We start from the raw sequence: 17933 nt of genomic DNA on the forward strand, positions 1-17933 counted from the left end.
GGCCTTTTTCGTGGGTGACGGCGATGACCGAACGCGGATCGGCGCCTCAATCGGCGCCGATGGGCGCATCTTCGGGCCGCATCGGGAAGGGGCGCGGGTTTGCCGTGTCCGGGGCGGCCGCGTCACCGGCCGAGCGGCGCAATTCCTCGCTCGTCCGCTCTCTGGCGCCCCGTCTCGCCTCGTAAGGGCTCTTCGGCTCGTCGAGGCCGCTGAGTAATGCGCCGATGGCATCCCGTCCGGCCGGCTCAAGCGCCGCGCCGCGCTGGGGGGCGGTCGCCGCGTCGCCGGGGGGCGGGGCGGGCGTCGGATCGGCCTCGTCCGCATCGCCCGCGGGCGGCGTTTCGGCCGAGGTGTCGGCGTTCGGAGCCGCCGGGCCGGCCGCATCTCGATCGGCAGGCGCGGGCGCGGCGGGAAGGGCGGCGTCGCGAGCGTCGGCCTCGGCGGCGAGCTCCTGGTTTTGCTCCTCCACCTGTTCGATCTGGCGCTGGAGGTCACGCAGGTTGAGCCATGCGGCGAGCGCTGCGCTCTCCACGGTGCGATCCGGCGCTGCGAACGGGCCGCCGATCCTCAGCCCGACCGGCGGTGCCCCCGGATCGGCCGCCGCGATCTGCCAGTTGCTCACCATTCGTTGCACCGCAAGATCGATCGAGGCGTCGACGAGCCGGAGCGCTCCGTCCGGCGCGATCGCCGGATCGCGCAGATTGAGGGTTCCGTTGACAAGATCGAGGCGCGCCTCTGCCGTCGTGAAGGCGAGGTCGCCGGCGTCGAGGTGCGCGACCACGCGTTCGCTGATCTGCGCCCCGTCGATCGCCGTGTCGGGGAGGGAAAGCGGCGCCGGGTCGAGGTCGGCGAAGCGGCCGCTCCGCAGCGTGAGACCGCCGCTGCCCGAAAGGCTGTTGACGAGATCGGCGACGGTGTAGCCCGAGGCATCGGCGTCGAGCGTCGCCGTCAGCGCCCCGGTCGCGACCGGGCGACCATCGCGGCGCGGCACGAGGTTGGCGAGCGCGACGTCGGAGAGCGCGACCGACGCATCGAGCCGCGCGAGCGTTCCCTCCCGCGACAGGGTGAGATCGCCCGCGACGGTGCCCCCCGCGAGCATGCCTTCGAGGCCGGCGATCGACAGACGGTCGGAGGTGAGGCCGAGGTCGAAACGGGCATCGCCGATGCGTTGGCCGGCGACGGTGAGTGCGCTCGCGGAGATCGCGAGATCGACGGGGATCGCCGGCAGCAGCGGCGCGCCGAAGGTCGTGGTCGGCCAAGGGGCGGTGTCGTTTTCCGTCCACGCGTCGGGGCCGAGAGCGAGGGTCGTTAGCCGTTCGAGGTCGAGGGGGCCGAGCGTCAAGCGTCCGTCGATGCCGGCCCGGCTTCCCGCGAGGGTCCCGCTGGCGGTGACGCCGGCAAGGCTCGCCCGCAGATCGTCGAGCCGCATCCCGCCCTCGCCATCGTCGCCGAGGGTGCCCGAGAGGCGCACCGGGCCGGCGTCGGGGAGCGTGGTTCCGACAAGGGTGCCGATCGCCGGCAGGGCGGCGGCGGAGGCTTCGAGTTGGCCGTCCCATCCGAGGCGGCCGTCGAAGCGCGCCGATCCGTCGAAACTCAGATGGGCGCCGGCCGCGGCGAGGGAGGCGTCGAGGTCGATGCCGGTGACGGCGCGGCCGTCGGCGGTGAGGCGAAGCTCGCCGGGCGAAGCCGTCTCGAGATCCCCGGCGGAGAAGCCGAGCTGACGCATCAAGGTCACCGCGTCGGGATTGCTGGCCTCGAGGCGGAGGGCGAGGGGGCGCGTTGCCCATTCGCCTTCGAAGGGCGCGCCGGTCGCCGACAGCGACAAGGCGGTGCCGCCGAGTGCGCCGGAGAGCGTCACCGACAGATCCTGCCGCCGCTCGCCGGGCCGCCCCACGACGGAGAAGCGCACGTCGCCCGGCGTGAAGGACGGAACGACCGAGGCGAGCTTCGCGGCAATGTCGCTTCCCGGAAAGACCTGCGCGAGGCCGGCGGCGAGGGCGGCGCCGTCGGCGAGGAGCAAGGTGCCGTCGATCGTCCCGACGGGCGCTTGGGTGAGGTTGCCGATGGTGCCCGACGCGAACACCTGCGCGCCGGCGATATTGTCCGCGACCAAGGCGTCGATCGTCAGCGTATCGTCCCGATAGTCGGCGTCGATCGTCAGCGAGGAGCCTTCCACCGAGCCGAGGCGCAAACGGTCGACCGAAAGGTCGAGGAGGATGTCGGCCCCAGCCTCGGCCGACAGTCCCGCGAGGGAGAGGAGCTGCGAGCTCGACACGATGTCGGCGAGGTTGAGGAGCGGGGCGTTGAGGGCGACGTCGAACACCGCATTTCCGTCCGCCGGGGCGGGACGATAGCGCGCCCGCCCGCTCGCCGCCGTATCCCCGATCCGCACGCGCAGGCGCTGGGCCTCCACGCTGCGGGCCGAGGCGTCGAGATCCGCCTCGATCAGGATCGGCTGGATCACGGTCTCGGCAACCGGCTCGCCGGTCCACCAGCGGATGAGCGTCGTCGGCTGCGAGGCACGCGCACGGATTGCGCCTTGATAGGCCCCGTCCCGGACGATGCCGTTGGTGTCGATCAGACTGTCGCCCGGAAAGAGCGCTTCGGCCCGCTCGATCACGAGGCCGTTGAGCGAGGTGTTGAGCGCGACCGACACGTCGCGCACCAGCGAGCCGCCGGAGACGATCGTACCGATATCGATCTGAGCCGAGAGGGGAAGGCGCGGCAGCGCGCCGCCGATGTCGGCGAAGAAGGGAGAGAGGTGGGCGAGGAGCCGCGTGAAGGCCTCGCGCGGGGGACGGGCCTGCGGCGTCGATACGGCGTCGGACGGATCCTCCCCGGCGAGGACGCGGTCGATCCGGTCGAGATCGACCTGACGCGATTCGAGCGCGATCCAGACGGGCTCGTTCGCAGTGAGGTGATATTCGGCCCGGCCCGACAGCTCCAACGGCGCTCCGGTCGGCCCGTAACGCAGCGTCGTCCGGGAGAGGATGGCGGTCGCGCTGTCGAGCGAGAGGTGACCGTCGATCGTGAACGGCGTCGGCCCATTGCCGGCCATCACGAGGCGTCCACTCACCGACGGGGCGGAGGGCGCGGGATCGAGCGCGCCGTCGAGGGTGATCGTCGGACCGCCATCGGCCGGGGCGAGGCGGGCGGAGAGCGCCATCGTGCCGTTCGCATCGAGCGCGCCACCGGCGATGCGGAAGGCGTTCAGCGTGCCGCCGAGCGCGAGCGAGCCGTTGACGTTGAACGGACCGCGCAGCGAACGGGCGCTGCCGGTGAGGTCGATGCCGTCGAGCGTGCGGGTAATACCGGTTCGTGCATCGTGGATCGAGGCGCTGAGGCCCTCCACCTCGACCTCCTCGACCTTGACGTCGGACGCGTCGAAGAGGGAGCCGAACCGCCGCTCGGCCGTGAGGTCGGGAACGGCGAAGCGTCCATCCGGCTCGACCCGAACGAAGATCGTCGGCCGGTCGAGCCGCATGTCGCGGATGGAGAGCGCGCCGCTGAAGAGCGGGGCGAGGTCGATGTCGAGCTCGACCGTCTCCGCCTCCATCAAAGGCGCGTCCTCGGGGCCGATCCGCACGTCGGACAACCGGATACGCGGGCGAGGGAGAAGGCGGATATCGGCCTCTCCCTCGACGGCGACGCGGGTGCCGAGGACGCGCTCGGCGTTCGCCTCGATGCTGGTCCGGTAAAGCGTCCAATCCACGAAATGCGGACCGACGAGCGCTGCCGTCAGCGCCATAACCAACGCAACGCCGAACGTGATGACGATCCAATTCACGCGATAGCCTCGTTGCCTGACGCGCCCGTCACCGGCGCGGGATCGGGATGGGACGGGATGGTGGCTCCTTGCTGTCGTCGCGGACGATAGGGCGGACGATGGGGCGGAGGCGCGCGCCGAAGCGCGCCTGACCGTGCGATCAGAAGATCTTCCCCGGGTTCAGGATATCGTGCGGATCGAGCGTCGCTTTGATCGCCTTCATCACGTCGACGGTGCCGCCGAGTTCCTGGCGCAGATATTTCATCTTGCCCTGGCCGATGCCGTGCTCGCCCGTGCAGGTGCCCTCCATGCGGACCGCGCGCTCGGCGAGACGCTCCATATAGAGCGCGGCGCGGGCCCGCTCGTCCGCATCGTCCCGGTCGACGAGAAGGAGGGTGTGGAAATTGCCGTCCCCCACATGGCCGACGATCGGGGCGATGAGATCGAGCTCCACGAGATCGGCCCGCGTCTCCTCGACGCACTCGGCGAGGCGCGAGATCGGGACGCACACGTCCGTCGAGATGCCGGCGGCGCCGGGGCGCAGGCCGAGCGAGGCCCAATAGGCATCATGCCGCGCCTGCCAGAGCTTGCTGCGGTCCTCCGGCCGGGTCGAATAGGTGAACGGACCGCCGCCGAGATCCTCGGCGATCGCCGAAACGGCCTCGGCCTGTTCCTTCACGCCGGCCTCTGAGCCGTGAAACTCGAGGAAAAGGGTCGGCTGCTCGGGAAGGTCGAGCTTGGAATAGGCGTTGACGGCGCGCATCTGCAACGCGTCGAGAAGCTCGATGCGGGCGACGGGAATGCCGCACTGGATGGTCATGATCGTCGCGTTGCAGGCCGCTTCCACCGAGGGGAAGGGGCAGACCGCCGCGGAGATCGCCTCCGGGATGCCGGACAGCTTCAGCGTGATCTTCGTGATGATGCCGAGCGTGCCTTCCGAGCCGATCAGGAGGCGGGTGATGTCGTAGCCGGCGGAGGATTTCTTCGCCCGGCTCGCGGTGCGAATCACCTGGCCGTCGGCCATCACGGCCTCGAGCGAGATCACATTGTCGCGCATCGTCCCGTAGCGGACGGCGTTGGTGCCGGAGGCGCGGGTCGCGGCCATGCCGCCGATGGTCGCATCGGCGCCCGGGTCGATGGGGAAGAAAAGGCCGCGATCGCGCAGATATTCGTTAAGCTGCTTGCGGGTGACGCCGGGCTCGACGGTGCAGGTGAGGTCTTCCTCATGCACGTCGAGGACGCGGTTCATGTGGGAGAAATCGATCGAGATGCCGCCCGCCGGCGCGTTGACGTGCCCTTCGAGGGAGGTGCCGACGCCGAATGGGATGATCGGCACGGCATGGGCGCGGCACAGATCGACGATTTCGACGACCTCCTCCGTGCTTTCCACGAAAATAACGGCGTCGGGCGATTCGGTCGGCAGCCATGTCGTCGTATGGCCGTGCTGGGCACGCATCGCCTCGCCGAGGTCGCAACGCTCGCCAAAGCGCTCCTTGAGGATCGGCACCGCCAATGCAATTCCATTGTCGTTGCGCGAAGGGCGTCTTAACGGCAGCGCCATTTTCCCGGTTCCATCGTTGTGAGGCTTTTGCAACACCCTAGCAAAATGCGCCATGATCACAACAGGATCGCAGGAAAGGGAGCCATGCTGAATACCTCCGGAGCCACAGCTCCGCTCGTCTGGTCGGACCCGTTTTCGATTGAGCTCGGGTGGCTGGACGCCAACGGCCATCTCAATATGGCCTACTATCACGTGATGTTCGACCGCACGGTGGACCTCGCGCTCGAAATGATCGGGCTCGGGGACAGCTATCGTGACAAGCACAATGCGAGCGTCTTCAACGTCGAAACCCATGTCGTGTATCGCCGCGAGGTGCAGGCGCACGATAAAGTGAGCGTCAGTTTCCAGCTTCTCAGCCGGGATCAGAAGCGCCTCCACGTCTTCCAGACGATGGTGCTCGAGGACGGCGAACTCGCCGCGACCTCCGAGAGCCTCTTCGTCCATGTGGACCTCAACGAACGCCGTTCGGCGGCGATCCCCGCCGATGCGGGGGCGGCGGCCGACGCCATGATCGAGGCGCACAAGGCGGCCGGCGAACCACCGATGGCGGGGCGCCGTATCAGTCCGCTGTCCTGATGGACGGTGGCGCCGAGCCTTCGGATCCGCAGGAGCGCGGTGAGGCGCCCGGTCGCGCTCCGGCCGGGCGGTTTATGCGTCTGTTGCGAAAGCTGCAGGCCGGGCAAGGCTGGGTGCGCACCACCTATTCGCGGACGGGCGAGAACATTCTCGCCTTCCTCGCCGACCGGAATCCCGTCATGTGGCTCTTCGCCCTTGCCGTCGGCGCGGCGGTGGGGGCGGCGGCCGTGGTCTTCCGTCTCGGCATCGGGGCGGTCCAATGGCTCTGGCTCGGCGAGTTCAGCGAGTACACTCTCGATGCGATCGCCGCGCAGCCTTGGTGGCGGATCGTCGCGGCGACGACTGTGGGCGGCCTCGTGGTGGGCCTCCTCAACACCTATGTCCTCACCGGCCGGCGGCCCGGCGGCGTCGCCGACGTCATCGAGGCCTCGGCGCGGGGCGGTCACGGGGTAAGCGCGAAGAACGGGCTCTGGTCCGCGCTCGCGACCGTCATCTCGCTCGGCGCAGGCGCTTCTGCCGGCCGCGAGGGGCCGGTCGTCCATCTCGGCGCGACGCTCGCCGTCGGGTTGACGCGGATCGCCCAACTGTCCCCTCAGGCCGGGCGCATCATCCTCGCTTGCGGCGCGGCGAGCGCGATCTCCGCCTCGTTCAACGCGCCGATCGCCGGCGTCCTCTTCGCGCACGAGGTGATCCTGCGCCACTATGCGGTGAGCGCCTTCGTTCCGATCGTGATCGCGTCGGTTTCGGGAACGCTGGTCGCGCGTCTTCTCTTCATCGGCGATGTCGCGGCCTTCCAGATTCCGCAATATTCGATCGGCTCCTATTGGGAGATGCCGGCCTTCGCCCTTCTCGGCGTGGTCGCGGCCGGCGTCGCCATCACCTTCCAGTTCGCCCTGATCGTGTTCGACGAGACCGCCCGCCAGATTCGGATGCCGGCGTGGTTCCGGCCGGTGCTCGGCGGGCTCATCGTCGGGACGATCGGCGTTTTCGTGCCGGAAATCCTCAGCGTCGGTTACGAGGCGACCGATACCGCGCTGCACGGCCACTTCGCGATGACCACCATGATCATGCTCGTGGTGGTGAAGATCCTCGCGACCGCCATCACGCTCGCCTCACGCTTCGGCGGCGGCATCTTCAGCCCGTCCCTTTATCTCGGCGCGATGACCGGCGGAGCCTTCGGCCTCATCGCCGCGATGGCCTTTCCGGAGCTTGCCTCACAGCACGGCCTCTACGCGATCCTCGGCATGGGCGCCGTCGCGTCCGCGCTCCTCGGCGCGCCGATCTCGACGACGGTGATCGTGTTCGAGCTGACCGGCGGTTACGCGCTCTCGATCGCGCTCCTCCTCACCGTGTCGATCGCGACCGGGCTGCATCTCGCGGTCCACGGCCGGTCCTATTTCCACTATCAGCTCGAAACGCGCGGCATCGTCCTCGCCAGCGGACCGCACCGCTATTTCCTGAAGACCATCATGGTGTCGAGCTTCATGACGGCGCGGCCCGAGCCGGAGCCGCTGGTCGACGTGGCGGAGAGCAACACGCTGCGATCCAACGACACGCTGGAGACCGCGCTCCGCGGTTTCAATGACACGGGCGCGGACCTCCTTTATGTCGTCGATCCGCGCGAACGGGGCACCCTGGTGGGAACGGTGAGCCACATTCAGGCGCTGCGGGCCTATAACCGCCTCCTCGTCGAGACGAGCGAGGAGGAGCACAAATAGTCCGCGGAGCGCCGGCCGGTGCTCCCGCTCCCCTCGCGGCGCCGCCGCCTAAAGGATCGCGGCGACGGGCCGCGTCCGCGCCTCCAGCCAGTCGCGTTCCTTGGCGTCGAGATCGCCGGACAGCGCGCCGCGGACGCGGGCGTGGTAGCAATCGAGCCAGCCGAGTTCATCCGGCGTCAGGATATTCGGGACGATGAGGCGCGTGTCGATCGGGGCGAGGGTCAACGTCTCGAAGCGGTGCATCGCGATGACACCGCCCGGCGGCACGGTCGCCTCCCGAACGAGGACGAGATTCTCGATCCGGATCCCGTAGGCGCCGGTGTGATAGTCGCCCGGCTCGTTGGAGATCACCATGCCGGGCTCGAGCGCGACGCGGCCGCGCTTCGAGATCGATTGCGGTCCCTCATGCACCGAAAGGTGAGCGCCGACGCCATGCCCCGTCCCGTGCTTGAAGTCGTGCCCCGCGCGCCAGAGGGCGATGCGGGCGAGGGGGTCGAGCTCGGAGCCCATCGTCCCCTCCGGGAAGCGGGCGAGGGAGACGGCGATCATCCCCTTGAGGACGCGGGTGAACTGGATGCGGAACACCTCACCCGGATCGCCGGCGGCGATGGTGCGGGTGACGTCCGTCGTCCCGTCGGGATATTGCGCGCCGGAATCGATCAGCACCGGGTCGCCGGCCTCGATCGTTCGGTTCGTCGAGCGGTCGACACGATAGTGCACGATGGCGCTGTTGGGGCCCGAACCGGCGATCGTGTCGAACGAGATGTCGACCGCGCCGACCTCGCGCCGGAAGGCTTCGAGCTTTTCGACGAGGTCGATCTCGCTTCGGCCGACGGCGTTCTCGTCGAGCCAGGCGAGGAAGCGGGTGAGGGCGACGCCGTCCCGCTGATGTGCGGCGCGCATGCCGGCGAGCTCGGCGGGGTTCTTCACCGCCTTGAGGCGCAGCGTGGGATCGGTGACGGCGGAGAGCCGGCCGCCCGCCTCGATCGCGGCGAGGGCGGCGTCGGAGGAGCGCGCGACGTCCGCCTCGACCGTCAGCCCTTCCGAGAGGGCGGCGAGGGTCGCGAGGAAGGCCTCGGGCGGCACGATGGTGGCGAACGGGGCGACGGCGTCCATCACCGCGTCGGGCACCTTCTCCGGGTCGACGAAGACGGTGATCTTCCCCTCGCGCGGAATGAACACGCGGGACAGCACGAGAGGCGTGTGGGCGATGTCGGACCCGCGCCAATTGAGGAGCCAGCTCACGGCGTCGCTCTCGGCGACGAAGACGGCGTCACCCGTCATCGTCTCGCGGACGGCGGCGATCTTCGCCTCGGCGCTCTCACCGGCGATCTCGATCGGGTGGAGGCGCACCTTGCCGCGGGGCGGGGCGGGGCGATCGGTCCAGATCTCGTCGACGGGGTTCGATTCGAGGTGGACGAGGGTGAGATCCTTCGCGCGCTTTTGCAGCGCCTCGAGGTCGGCCCGGCTATGGAGCTTGGGATCGATGCCGAGGGAGAGGCCGGCAAGGTGCGCCTTCATCCAGGTCTCGGCCGCCTTCGCGTCGCTGACCCGGGTGAAGATGTCGCCCGGCACCTGCGCGTCGGCTTGGATCGTGTAGCGCCCATCGGTGATGAAGAGCGCCGTCTCCTTCAAGATGATGGCGCGGCCCGCTGATCCGGTGAAGCCCGTCATATAGGCGAGACGCTCCTCCGAGGCGGGGAGATACTCGCTCTGATAGGCGTCCTCGTGCGGGACGACGAACCCGTCGACCCCGAGGGCGTCAAAGAGATGGCGGAGCCTGGCGACACGATCGGCCAGGGCATCGGCGGCGACGGAGGGAGGGTCGAAGGTCTGGAACGGCATGGCTGACATTTGCGCGAAGGAAGGCGGCCGGCAAGTCCTCCGATCAGAGCGCGGAGCGCTCATAGCGGCCGGCGGGTGAGCGCACCGTGTGTGAGCAGCGCGTGCACACTTTTGTTGCGTTGCAATATGCGAAGGCAGCCATGCATGGCGGCGCGTTGCGGGAAGTCCCCTGATCGTTAGGTATGGCCCAACGCCGCTGCGCAGCCGACCCCTTTCAAAATGGTTGCTGCAGCGCAGCAGGATTGGAGTAAAGCTGCCATGTCGACTGTAACCGCTCGCGAATTCACCCTTACCGGCTCCGACAAGGAGCGTGGCTTCTTCAGCCGTCTCGGCTCCGGGATCATCGCCTCCCGCAAGCGTCAGGCCGATCGTGCCGTCGCGGCGTACCTGATGAGCCTCGACGACGAGACGCTCGCCCGCCTCGGCTATGACCGTGCCGAGATCGAGGCGCAGCAGCCGGCCGGCTATCCGTTCTACTAAGTTACTGTAAGAACGGCGACAATTAGTCGTCCGCGACCAGGAGAGGGCGCCAGCTCTCTCCTCGCAAGCCCCGCACCGGCCCGGTGTGCGGCGCGCGACGCTTCAAGATCAGCGTCGCCCAGTTCTCGATGACCACCATGTCCTCGAGGCGAAAACCCCGATTGAGATAAGCGGCCCGCACCCGGCGAACGTCGGCGGTGCGCAGGCCCGACAGGATCAGCGTCTCGAGCGCCGAGGCCGCGAGCTTCGGCGCCATCGCGATGAGCGGACGCGCGAGAATGTTGGCGATCACCGTATCGGCGGCTGCCACCGGCCCCGCCGCCACGGTCACGTCGATCGGGAAATAGTGCCGGTTTTCCTGAACGTTGCGCTTTGCGACCCGCACCGCGATCGGGTCGATATCGCTCGCGATCACCGCTTCGGCGTCGAGCCGGTCGGCGGCGATCGCGAGAACGCCCGACCCCGTGCCGACATCGGCCACCGTGCCGAGCGGCCCCTTGATCGCGACCCGCTCCAGCGCCATCAGGCAGCCCTTGGTCGTCGCGTGATGCGCCGTGCCGAAGGCGCGCCCGGCGTCGATCTCGATCCGCCAGCGCGAAGGCGGCACCTTGTCCCTGTCATGCGAGCCGTAAATGACGAATCGGCCCGCTTTCACCGGGTGGAGCTGGCGCTGACTCTCCGCCACCCAATCGCGTTCGGCGAGCGCATCGAACTCGAACGGCGGCAAATCGGGCAAAAGAGACCTTGCCGCTGAGAGAAAGCGGTGTTGCGCGGATTCGTCAGCCTCCTGAAACAGCACATCAATTAGCCACGGCGCGTCCTCGTCGAGCCGGTGGACCGACACGATCGGCTCGCCATCGTCGACCAGAACGTCGAGCGTCTCGAGGGCGATCATCGCCTGTTTCTGGAAGGCGTCGCCGACGCCGATCGTGCAATAGGCTCGCGTGACCATGGCTCTCTTGCGAAATTTCGAGGGGGAGGGCGCAACTGTGCGCAAGGGTGTAGCGCGCTTTCGGAGCGGGTGAAATCCACCGGCTCGGAGAGGGCGCCGTCGCCGGCATCGCGGCGAGGGGCCGAAACGAAAAGAGCCGCGCAACGCGGCGCGGCTCTCTCCTTGTCCGATTGGACGGGTCGGTCGGACTTAGAAGTCCATGCCGCCCATGCCGCCCATGCCGCCGCCCGGCATCGCCGGCGCGCCGGAGTCCTTCTTCGGCGCCTCGGCAACCATGGCCTCGGTCGTGACGAGAAGGGAGGCGATCGACGCCGCGTCCTGGAGGGCGTGACGCACGACCTTGGTCGGGTCGATGATGCCCTTCTGGATCAGGTCGCCATATTCCTCGTTCTGCGCGTCGAAGCCGTAATCGTCCGTGCCGTTCTCGAGGATCTTGCCGACGACGATCGAGCCTTCAACACCGGCATTCTCGGCGATCTGACGGACCGGAGCCTCGAGCGCGCGAAGCACGGTCTTGATGCCGGCCTGAACGTCCGGGTTGTCGGAGGACAGCTTGGAGACGGCCGCCTTGGCGCGCAGGAGCGCGACGCCGCCGCCTGGGACGATGCCTTCCTCGACGGCCGCACGGGTCGCGTTGAGGGCGTCGTCGACGCGGTCCTTCTTCTCCTTCACCTCGACCTCGGTGGCACCACCGACGCGGATGACGGCCACACCACCGGCGAGCTTCGCAAGGCGCTCCTGGAGCTTCTCGCGGTCGTAGTCGGAGGTGGTCTCTTCGATCTGCTGCTTGATCTGCGCGACGCGGCCCTTGATGTCTTCGGCTTCACCGGCGCCGTCGACGATCGTGGTCTCGTCCTTGTTGATCGTGACCTTCTTGGCGCGGCCGAGCATCTCGATCGAGACGGACTCGAGCTTGATGCCGATGTCTTCGGAGACGACCTGGCCACCGGTGAGGATCGCGATGTCCTGGAGCATGGCCTTGCGGCGATCGCCAAAGCCCGGCGCCTTGACGGCCGCGACCTTCAGGCCGCCACGGAGCTTGTTGACGACGAGCGTCGCGAGCGCCTCACCTTCCACGTCCTCAGCAATGATGAGGAGCGGACGGCCGGACTGGACGACGGACTCGAGGATCGGAAGCATCGCCTGGAGGTTGGAGAGCTTCTTCTCGAAGATGAGAATGTAGGGATCGTCGAGCTCGACGGTCATCTTCTCGGCGTTCGTCACGAAATACGGCGAGATGTAGCCGCGATCGAACTGCATGCCCTCGACGACCTCGAGTTCGGTCTCGAGCGACTTGGCCTCTTCGACGGTGATGACACCCTCGTTGCCGACCTTCTGCATGGCGTGGGAGATCATCTCGCCCACTTCCTTGTCGCCGTTGGCCGAAATCGTGCCGACCTGGCTCACCTCGTTCGGCGTGTTGATCGAACGCGAACGGTTGGTGAGGTCCTTGATGGCCTCGGCGACGGCCATGTCGATGCCGCGCTTCAGGTCCATCGGGTTCATGCCGGCGGCAACCGCCTTGGCGCCTTCCCGAACGATCGCCTGGGCGAGAACGGTCGCCGAGGTGGTGCCGTCGCCGGCGAGATCGTTGGTCTTCGAGGCGACCTCGCGGACCATCTGGGCGCCCATGTTCTCGAACTTGTCCTCAAGCTCGATTTCCTTGGCGACCGTCACGCCGTCCTTCGTGATGCGCGGGGCACCGAAGGACTTCTCGATGACGACGTTGCGACCCTTCGGGCCGAGCGTCACCTTGACGGCGTTGGCGAGAATGTCGACGCCGCGGAGCATCTTGTCGCGCGCGTCGGTCGAAAACTTAACTTCTTTGGCTGCCATCGTGGGCTCCTAAAACTGTCGTTTCTAAGGTGCGTGCGCGGAACTTACGCGGCGGCCTTCGCGGCGGCGCCCTCGACGACGCCCATGATGTCGCTCTCCTTCATGATGAGGAGATCTTCACCATCGAGCTTCACCTCGGTGCCGGACCATTTGCCGAAAAGGACGCGATCGCCAGCCTTGACATCGAGCGGCGTGACCTGGCCCTGCTCGTTGCGAGCACCGGGGCCGACGGCGACGACTTCGCCTTCCTGCGGCTTTTCCTTGGCGGTGTCGGGAATGATGATCCCGCCCTTGGTCTTCTCTTCGGACTCAATGCGGCGCACAACGACACGGTCGTGCAGCGGACGGAAGTTCATGTCTGTCCTCATGGGGTCAACGTCGATCTTGACGCTGTTAGCACTCACCCGAGAGGAGTGCTAGCAGTTGAGGCGCAGATAGTTTGGCCTCGCCGGCGTGTCAACGGGAACGACACGAAGTTTTCCGAGTTTCGCGAGCGCGCGAGGGGCGTTTGATAAGCCCGAACCGGGAGCCCCAAAGGAGCCACGCGTGCCTCCGGTCCGCGAGCGCGAAACAGTCGCGCGGCGGGTTCCGATCACCCTCCACATAGGCGGTATCACGTTGCCGTGTTAGGGGCGCGGGCCGACTTTCTCCGATTTCCTCGCCGATAGAGCCCGGAATCGGCCGGGGTTGCGACAAAGCGCGCCCGCGAGAGCGCGCGGCCACCCGCGGATCAGAACGGGATTTCGCGTGACAGGACGAAGAGCGTCGGATGCTCGGGCAGGGTGTTGAGGGAGAGGCGCAACGTGTCCTCCGGGAACATCATCACGTTGAGGCCGGCATTGCGCGTCTCGCTCACGAAGGCGGACAGCGTATATTGGCCGAACCAGTGCATCGGGATGACGACCGAGGAGCGCAAGCGATCAACCACGGTCATCATGCCGGCATGGTTCATCGTGTAGGTCCCGTCGATCGGAACGAAGACGATGTCGAGCCGGCCGATCTCGGCGATCTGCGCATCCGACAGCATCTGATGAAGATGGCCGAGATGGCCGATACAGAGCCCGGCGGTCTCGAAGATGAAGATCGAGTTGCCGCTCTCCTCGAGGCCGCCATAGCTACGGATATCCGTCGCCACATTTCGCACGAGAACGTCGCCGAAGGTGAGGAAATGTTCCGCCTTGCCACCGCCCGGATTCCAGCCGCGCAGCACGTGCTCGATCTCGGGGGAGGGGGTGTTGGTGTAGTGGCTCGAATGCGCGTGGTTCATCGTCGCGATATTGGGCGCGGCGCCGGCCCCGGCAGCGCCGTTATAGTCGGTCGCGATGACCACGCCTTCCGGCGTCTCGATGCGGAAGGTCGAATGGCCGACATAACTGATCGCCACTTCATAGGCGGAGGCTTGGGCGAGGGTGATGCCGGGCCCGCCCGCGAATGCGGCCGGAATGAACCGTGCGTCGGGAAGCGCGCGGGCGATCGCCTGACAGTTCGACACCATCTGCGCCGCGGCGGGGGATAGGAGAGTGACGAATGCGGCGAACGCCGCGACGAGGCGCAGGCCCAAGATCCGAGCCATGAGATTGCGGCCACACATGACGTCCATATGCGTCTCCAAGGTTCGCCGACCTCGAACACGATAGGGGCGTTGCAGAATTTGTCGCCTCACAAAGGCTTCAATACGCAGAGGTCTTGTCTGCGCATCAGCTTTAATACTCGGAAAAATCAGGCCGGCTAGGCGACGTCCCGCCGTTTGTCGAGACGCTGTGTCGCTGCCGGAAGCGCCTTGACGAGGTGCGGACGCGGATAAAGGCGATCGATCAGCTCGGAGCGGATGATGAAGTCGGCGCTCGCCTCGTTGATCGCGACAACGGTCTCCGACAGCGCGGCGACGCGCAGCAGCGGTGCGGGATCGATATCGTGGGGCTGGCGCGTCACCGGATCGGTGAAGAAGATCAGGATGTCGATCCGGCCCTCGGCGATGAGGGCGCCGAGCTCCATGTCGCCACCCAGAACGCCGGAGCGCAGGCAGTCGAGCTGCAGCCGGGTCTGCTCCATCAACAGGCGGCCGGTGTTGCCGGTCGCCGTCAGGTGATGGCGGGTGAGCGATTTCTCGTTCGCGAACGCCCAGGCCGCGAGCGGCTGCTTCGCGGCGTCGTGGGCGCAGAAGGCGATGCGCTTTTGTCCTTCCATGGACGGAGTTTAGGTCTTCTTTCGGAACGCGTCGAGGGAGACCACCTCCGCGCCGGAATTGGGCGCGTTCTCGTCCGGCTCGGCCTCACCGTCTTCGCCGGCGGGGGCCTCTCCGGTCGCCGCCTCGCCGGGTTCGGCCGCGCGGGTCGGAAGGGAGGGGATCGGCGAGGCCTCGCCATCGGCGACGGAGGCGTGCTCGGCCGTCTCCTCGGTCTGCTCGCCATTGTTCGACGGGTCGAACTGAAGGCCGAACTGAACCGACGGATCGAAGAAGCCTTTGACCGCCGCGAAGGGGACGAGGAGCCGCTCCGGCACGCCGCCGAACGACAAACCCACCTCGAAGCCGTGATCGGTGACGGCGAGATCCCAGAATTGATGCTGCAGGACGACGGTCATCTCCTGCGGATGCTGCTGGCGCAGCCGGGACGACATGCGCACGCCCGGCGCCGTCGTGTCGAACGCGATATAGAAGTGATGCTCGCCGGGAAGACCGCCATCGGCGACCTCGCGCATCACTTTTCGCACGACGCCCCGAAGCGCGTCTTGGACCAAAACGTCGTACCGGATGAGGTCGTCTGCCACCGTCAGCCTCCAATGCCCCGCCGGATTTAGCGCGTCGGGAGAGCCAATCCAATGCGGTATTGACGGATTAAGGTCCATTTATGCCGCAGCGCGCCTGAGATGGGCCCGGCGCCGGCGAGAACCAGTCCCGTAAAACGGCTTTGAACCGAGTTGGTTGCACTTTGCGTACCAAAGCCGGCCCATCGCGTGGTTTTCCCCGGATTTGATGCCGAGTGCCACCGTGTGGGGCACACTCCATGAGTATGCCGCGCGCGATGAGCTCGCCGGGCGCGCTCGATGAACGTGCCGTGCACGCTCGATAAAACGGAAAGGGGAGAGAGAAGCGAAGGCTTCTGTTGCCAGGTGCCTTCAAACCCCGCCTCCTACTTGCGGTAGGAGGGCTTAAATCGAGGTGTCACGCCGCATTACGCAGCGAGACGGGCCTCAGCATAGTTGTCATTCGCAACTACAAGGTTCGGTCCGATAACGGTGGTACCATACCGAGCGAAAGAAAAGCCTTTACACCCTCGTCGATCCTATTTCGCCCCCGCCGAAACCCCGCCGCGTCCCTGAGGATCGCGGGGCTTGGGTGGAGGCGCCGGGTACCGCCCCCGGGTCCGAAGAGCTTATTACGCAGTCCGTTTATCGCCATAGCCAACCGTCGCTGGCAGAACGGAATGTAGGGGGAAACCACTCGGAAAAAAAGGGGGGTGGCGCGCACCCGCTCTCGCCGAGGCGAGCCACGGGAAATGCTGACGCCGCGGACGAGAATTGCGGTGACAATCCGCGGCGAAGGCGCGCGAATCCTATCCATGCGGCAACCCGCCGCCTATTCCGGATTGAGCCGTTCGCTTCCATTTTTCCAGAACGGCCGTTGTTGAACGGCGAATATTTTATGATCCATTTTTCTCCCGCCACGTGGCTTCGGCTCGCCATCGCGCTCGCCGTGACCACGGTTCCCGGCGCGGCCGTTGCGGCCACTTGCAAGGACTACAGCACCTGCCGGGAGGCGGTGGTGAATTGGTGCGCGGGCCGTCATGCGCGTGCGGACGGCGACGGTGACGGCATCCCGTGCGAGAATGTCTGCGGTTCGCGCGCCGAGGTCGAGGCGATCATGCGCGAGATCGGCTGCAACAGATGAGGGGGCTCGGATGAAGGCCTATCATGAGCTACTGAACCGCATCCTCACCGAAGGGGTGCGCCAGGCGGACCGCACGGGCGTCGGAACGCTGTCCGTCTTCGGCCATCAGACGCGTTATGATCTGTCCGCCGGTCTCCCGGTGGTGACGACCAAGCGCGTGCATCTGAAGTCGGTCATCGCCGAACTCCTCTGGTTCATCGCCGGGGAGACCAACGCACGCACCCTCAACGCGCGCGGCGCGACGATCTGGGACGAGTGGGCCGACGCCGACGGCGAGCTCGGACCGATCTACGGCCGCCAATGGCGCGCTTGGCCGACCGAGAACGGCCCCGTCGATCAGCTCGCCCGCGTGGTGGAGGGGATCAAGAGCGATCCCGCCTCGCGCCGGCACATCGTCTCGGCCTGGAATGTCGGCGACCTCGACAAGATGGCGCTGCCGCCGTGCCATCTCCTCTTTCAGTTCCATGTCGGCGCCGGCCGGCTGTCCTGCCAGGTCTATCAGCGCTCCGCCGACGCGTTCCTGGGCGTGCCCTTCAATATCGCCTCTTATGCGATCATGACGCACATGATCGCCCACGCGACCAATCTCGAACCCGGCGATCTCGTCCACACGCTCGGCGACGCGCACCTTTATCTCAACCATCTCGAGCAGGCCCGGCTGCAATTGTCGCGCGAGCCGCGTCCTCTTCCGCGCCTCGATCTGTCGGGCGCGCCGCGAGACCTCTTCGCCATCACGGCGGAGGATATCCGCATCGAAGGGTACGACCCCCATCCCGCGATCAAGGCGCCCGTCGCGGTTTGATGGTGGGAGAGGGCCAGCCCGTCACGCTGATCGCGGCCGTCGCGGAGAATGGCGTCATCGGTCGCGGTCTTGCGATTCCCTGGCGCGTGTCGAGCGATTTGCGGCGGTTCAAAGCGCGGACCACGGGCAACACGATCATCATCGGCCGCCGCACGCACGAATCGATCGGCAAGACGCTGCCGGGGCGGCGCACGATCGTCGTCACCCGCCGGCCGATCGACGGGGTCGAGGCGGCGAAAAGCCTCGCCGAGGCGATCGCGATGAGCACCACGCCCGTCTTTCTCGCCGGGGGCGCACGGATCTACGCGGAGGGGATGGCGCTCGCCGACGGGATCGAAATCACCCGCGTTCACGCCACGCCGGACGGCGACGTCCACTTCCCGCCGATCGATCCGGAGCGCTTTCGCCTCGTCGACATCGTGCCGGGCGAACAAGGTGAACGAGACGAATTTGCGTTCTCATTCGAGACTTATGCTCGCACCCCCACCGGCAATTGATTGAAAGAACG

The 17933-nt window shown here is 67.1% G+C and carries 15 protein-coding genes and 1 other RNA gene; 6 read left to right on the forward strand and 10 right to left on the reverse strand.

Annotated features, from left to right (window positions below; translation table 11 throughout):
* Positions 1-46 precede the first annotated feature (46 nt).
* Both L1787_RS26135 and L1787_RS18845 read right to left on the reverse strand, forming a co-directional pair.
* Positions 47-3787 (reverse strand): AsmA family protein, encoded by a 3741-nt coding sequence (locus tag L1787_RS26135; RefSeq protein WP_235710656.1) that lies wholly within the window; start codon positions 3785-3787, stop codon positions 47-49.
* Positions 3788-3926: 139 nt separating this feature from the next.
* Positions 3927-5327, reverse strand: coding sequence for an FAD-binding oxidoreductase (locus L1787_RS18845; RefSeq protein WP_235710657.1), 1401 nt, complete (start codon positions 5325-5327; stop codon positions 3927-3929).
* Positions 5328-5411: 84 nt separating this feature from the next.
* Between L1787_RS18845 and L1787_RS18850 the strand changes: the two genes are divergently transcribed.
* A complete protein-coding gene (locus L1787_RS18850; protein WP_235710658.1) occupies positions 5412-5903 on the forward strand; it encodes a thioesterase family protein in 492 nt (163 codons plus the stop codon).
* Positions 5904-5977: 74 nt separating this feature from the next.
* Entirely contained in the window at positions 5978-7621 is a 1644-nt protein-coding gene (locus L1787_RS18855) for a chloride channel protein (RefSeq protein WP_235710659.1), read from the forward strand.
* A 48-nt stretch (positions 7622-7669) separates the two neighbouring features.
* Here L1787_RS18855 and L1787_RS18860 read toward each other — a convergent pair whose 3' ends face one another.
* Positions 7670-9466 (reverse strand): aminopeptidase P family protein, encoded by a 1797-nt coding sequence (locus L1787_RS18860; RefSeq protein ID WP_369415116.1) that lies wholly within the window; start codon positions 9464-9466, stop codon positions 7670-7672.
* Between the two features lie 258 nt (positions 9467-9724).
* Here L1787_RS18860 and L1787_RS18865 point away from each other — a divergent pair, with 258 nt between their 5' ends.
* On the forward strand, positions 9725-9946 hold the full coding sequence (locus L1787_RS18865) for a hypothetical protein (protein ID WP_235710661.1): 222 nt from the start codon (positions 9725-9727) through the stop codon (positions 9944-9946).
* 22 nt (positions 9947-9968) lie between these two features.
* On the opposite strand, the gene L1787_RS18870 is transcribed toward L1787_RS18865, so the two are convergent.
* From L1787_RS18870 to ssrA, 7 genes are all read right to left on the reverse strand, one after another.
* On the reverse strand, positions 9969-10898 hold the full coding sequence (locus tag L1787_RS18870) for a 50S ribosomal protein L11 methyltransferase (protein WP_235710662.1): 930 nt from the start codon (positions 10896-10898) through the stop codon (positions 9969-9971).
* Between the two features lie 189 nt (positions 10899-11087).
* Positions 11088-12734, reverse strand: coding sequence for a chaperonin GroEL (gene groL / locus L1787_RS18875; RefSeq protein ID WP_235710663.1), 1647 nt, complete (start codon positions 12732-12734; stop codon positions 11088-11090).
* Between the two features lie 44 nt (positions 12735-12778).
* Positions 12779-13090, reverse strand: coding sequence for a co-chaperone GroES (groES, locus tag L1787_RS18880; RefSeq protein WP_235710664.1), 312 nt, complete (start codon positions 13088-13090; stop codon positions 12779-12781).
* 374 nt (positions 13091-13464) lie between these two features.
* Positions 13465-14334, reverse strand: coding sequence for an MBL fold metallo-hydrolase (locus tag L1787_RS18885; RefSeq protein WP_235710665.1), 870 nt, complete (start codon positions 14332-14334; stop codon positions 13465-13467).
* A gap of 128 nt (positions 14335-14462) precedes the next feature.
* Positions 14463-14921: a methylglyoxal synthase gene (locus L1787_RS18890; protein ID WP_235710666.1), complete on the reverse strand. Its 459-nt coding sequence runs from the start codon at positions 14919-14921 to the stop codon at positions 14463-14465.
* Between the two features lie 9 nt (positions 14922-14930).
* Positions 14931-15503 (reverse strand): SspB family protein, encoded by a 573-nt coding sequence (locus tag L1787_RS18895; RefSeq protein WP_235710667.1) that lies wholly within the window; start codon positions 15501-15503, stop codon positions 14931-14933.
* A gap of 321 nt (positions 15504-15824) precedes the next feature.
* Positions 15825-16191: a transfer-messenger RNA gene (ssrA, locus tag L1787_RS18900) on the reverse strand.
* 186 nt (positions 16192-16377) lie between these two features.
* Between ssrA and L1787_RS18905 the strand changes: the two genes are divergently transcribed.
* Genes L1787_RS18905 through L1787_RS18915 form a run of 3 tightly spaced genes read left to right on the forward strand, consistent with a single transcriptional unit; the run spans position 16378 to position 17922 of the window.
* Positions 16378-16623 (forward strand): excalibur calcium-binding domain-containing protein, encoded by a 246-nt coding sequence (locus L1787_RS18905; protein ID WP_235710668.1) that lies wholly within the window; start codon positions 16378-16380, stop codon positions 16621-16623.
* 10 nt (positions 16624-16633) lie between these two features.
* Positions 16634-17425, forward strand: a complete 792-nt coding sequence (locus L1787_RS18910; RefSeq protein ID WP_235710669.1) for a thymidylate synthase — start codon at positions 16634-16636, stop codon at positions 17423-17425.
* Positions 17425-17922, forward strand: coding sequence for a dihydrofolate reductase (locus L1787_RS18915; RefSeq protein ID WP_235711017.1), 498 nt, complete (start codon positions 17425-17427; stop codon positions 17920-17922). Before L1787_RS18910 ends, L1787_RS18915 begins: the two co-directional genes overlap by 1 nt.
* The last annotated feature ends 11 nt before the right edge of the window (positions 17923-17933 follow it).

The sequence above is a fragment of the Acuticoccus kalidii genome (assembly GCF_021556395.1).
Taxonomy (GTDB): domain Bacteria; phylum Pseudomonadota; class Alphaproteobacteria; order Rhizobiales; family Amorphaceae; genus Acuticoccus; species Acuticoccus kalidii.

Bases quoted from the DNA above. Each gene is read 5' to 3' on its own strand.
- L1787_RS18845 (WP_235710657.1), bottom strand. From the start codon at position 5,327: ATGGCGCTGCCGTTAAGACGCCCTTCGCGCAACGACAATGGAATTGCA.
- L1787_RS18850 (WP_235710658.1), top strand. From the start codon at position 5,412: ATGCTGAATACCTCCGGAGCCACAGCTCCGCTCGTCTGGTCGGACCCG.
- L1787_RS18855 (WP_235710659.1), top strand. From the start codon at position 5,978: ATGCGTCTGTTGCGAAAGCTGCAGGCCGGGCAAGGCTGGGTGCGCACC.
- L1787_RS18860 (WP_369415116.1), bottom strand. From the start codon at position 9,466: ATGCCGTTCCAGACCTTCGACCCTCCCTCCGTCGCCGCCGATGCCCTG.
- L1787_RS18865 (WP_235710661.1), top strand. From the start codon at position 9,725: ATGTCGACTGTAACCGCTCGCGAATTCACCCTTACCGGCTCCGACAAG.
- L1787_RS18870 (WP_235710662.1), bottom strand. From the start codon at position 10,898: ATGGTCACGCGAGCCTATTGCACGATCGGCGTCGGCGACGCCTTCCAG.
- groL (WP_235710663.1), bottom strand. From the start codon at position 12,734: ATGGCAGCCAAAGAAGTTAAGTTTTCGACCGACGCGCGCGACAAGATG.
- groES (WP_235710664.1), bottom strand. From the start codon at position 13,090: ATGAACTTCCGTCCGCTGCACGACCGTGTCGTTGTGCGCCGCATTGAG.
- L1787_RS18885 (WP_235710665.1), bottom strand. From the start codon at position 14,334: ATGGACGTCATGTGTGGCCGCAATCTCATGGCTCGGATCTTGGGCCTG.
- L1787_RS18890 (WP_235710666.1), bottom strand. From the start codon at position 14,921: ATGGAAGGACAAAAGCGCATCGCCTTCTGCGCCCACGACGCCGCGAAG.
- L1787_RS18905 (WP_235710668.1), top strand. From the start codon at position 16,378: ATGATCCATTTTTCTCCCGCCACGTGGCTTCGGCTCGCCATCGCGCTC.
- L1787_RS18910 (WP_235710669.1), top strand. From the start codon at position 16,634: ATGAAGGCCTATCATGAGCTACTGAACCGCATCCTCACCGAAGGGGTG.
- L1787_RS18915 (WP_235711017.1), top strand. From the start codon at position 17,425: ATGGTGGGAGAGGGCCAGCCCGTCACGCTGATCGCGGCCGTCGCGGAG.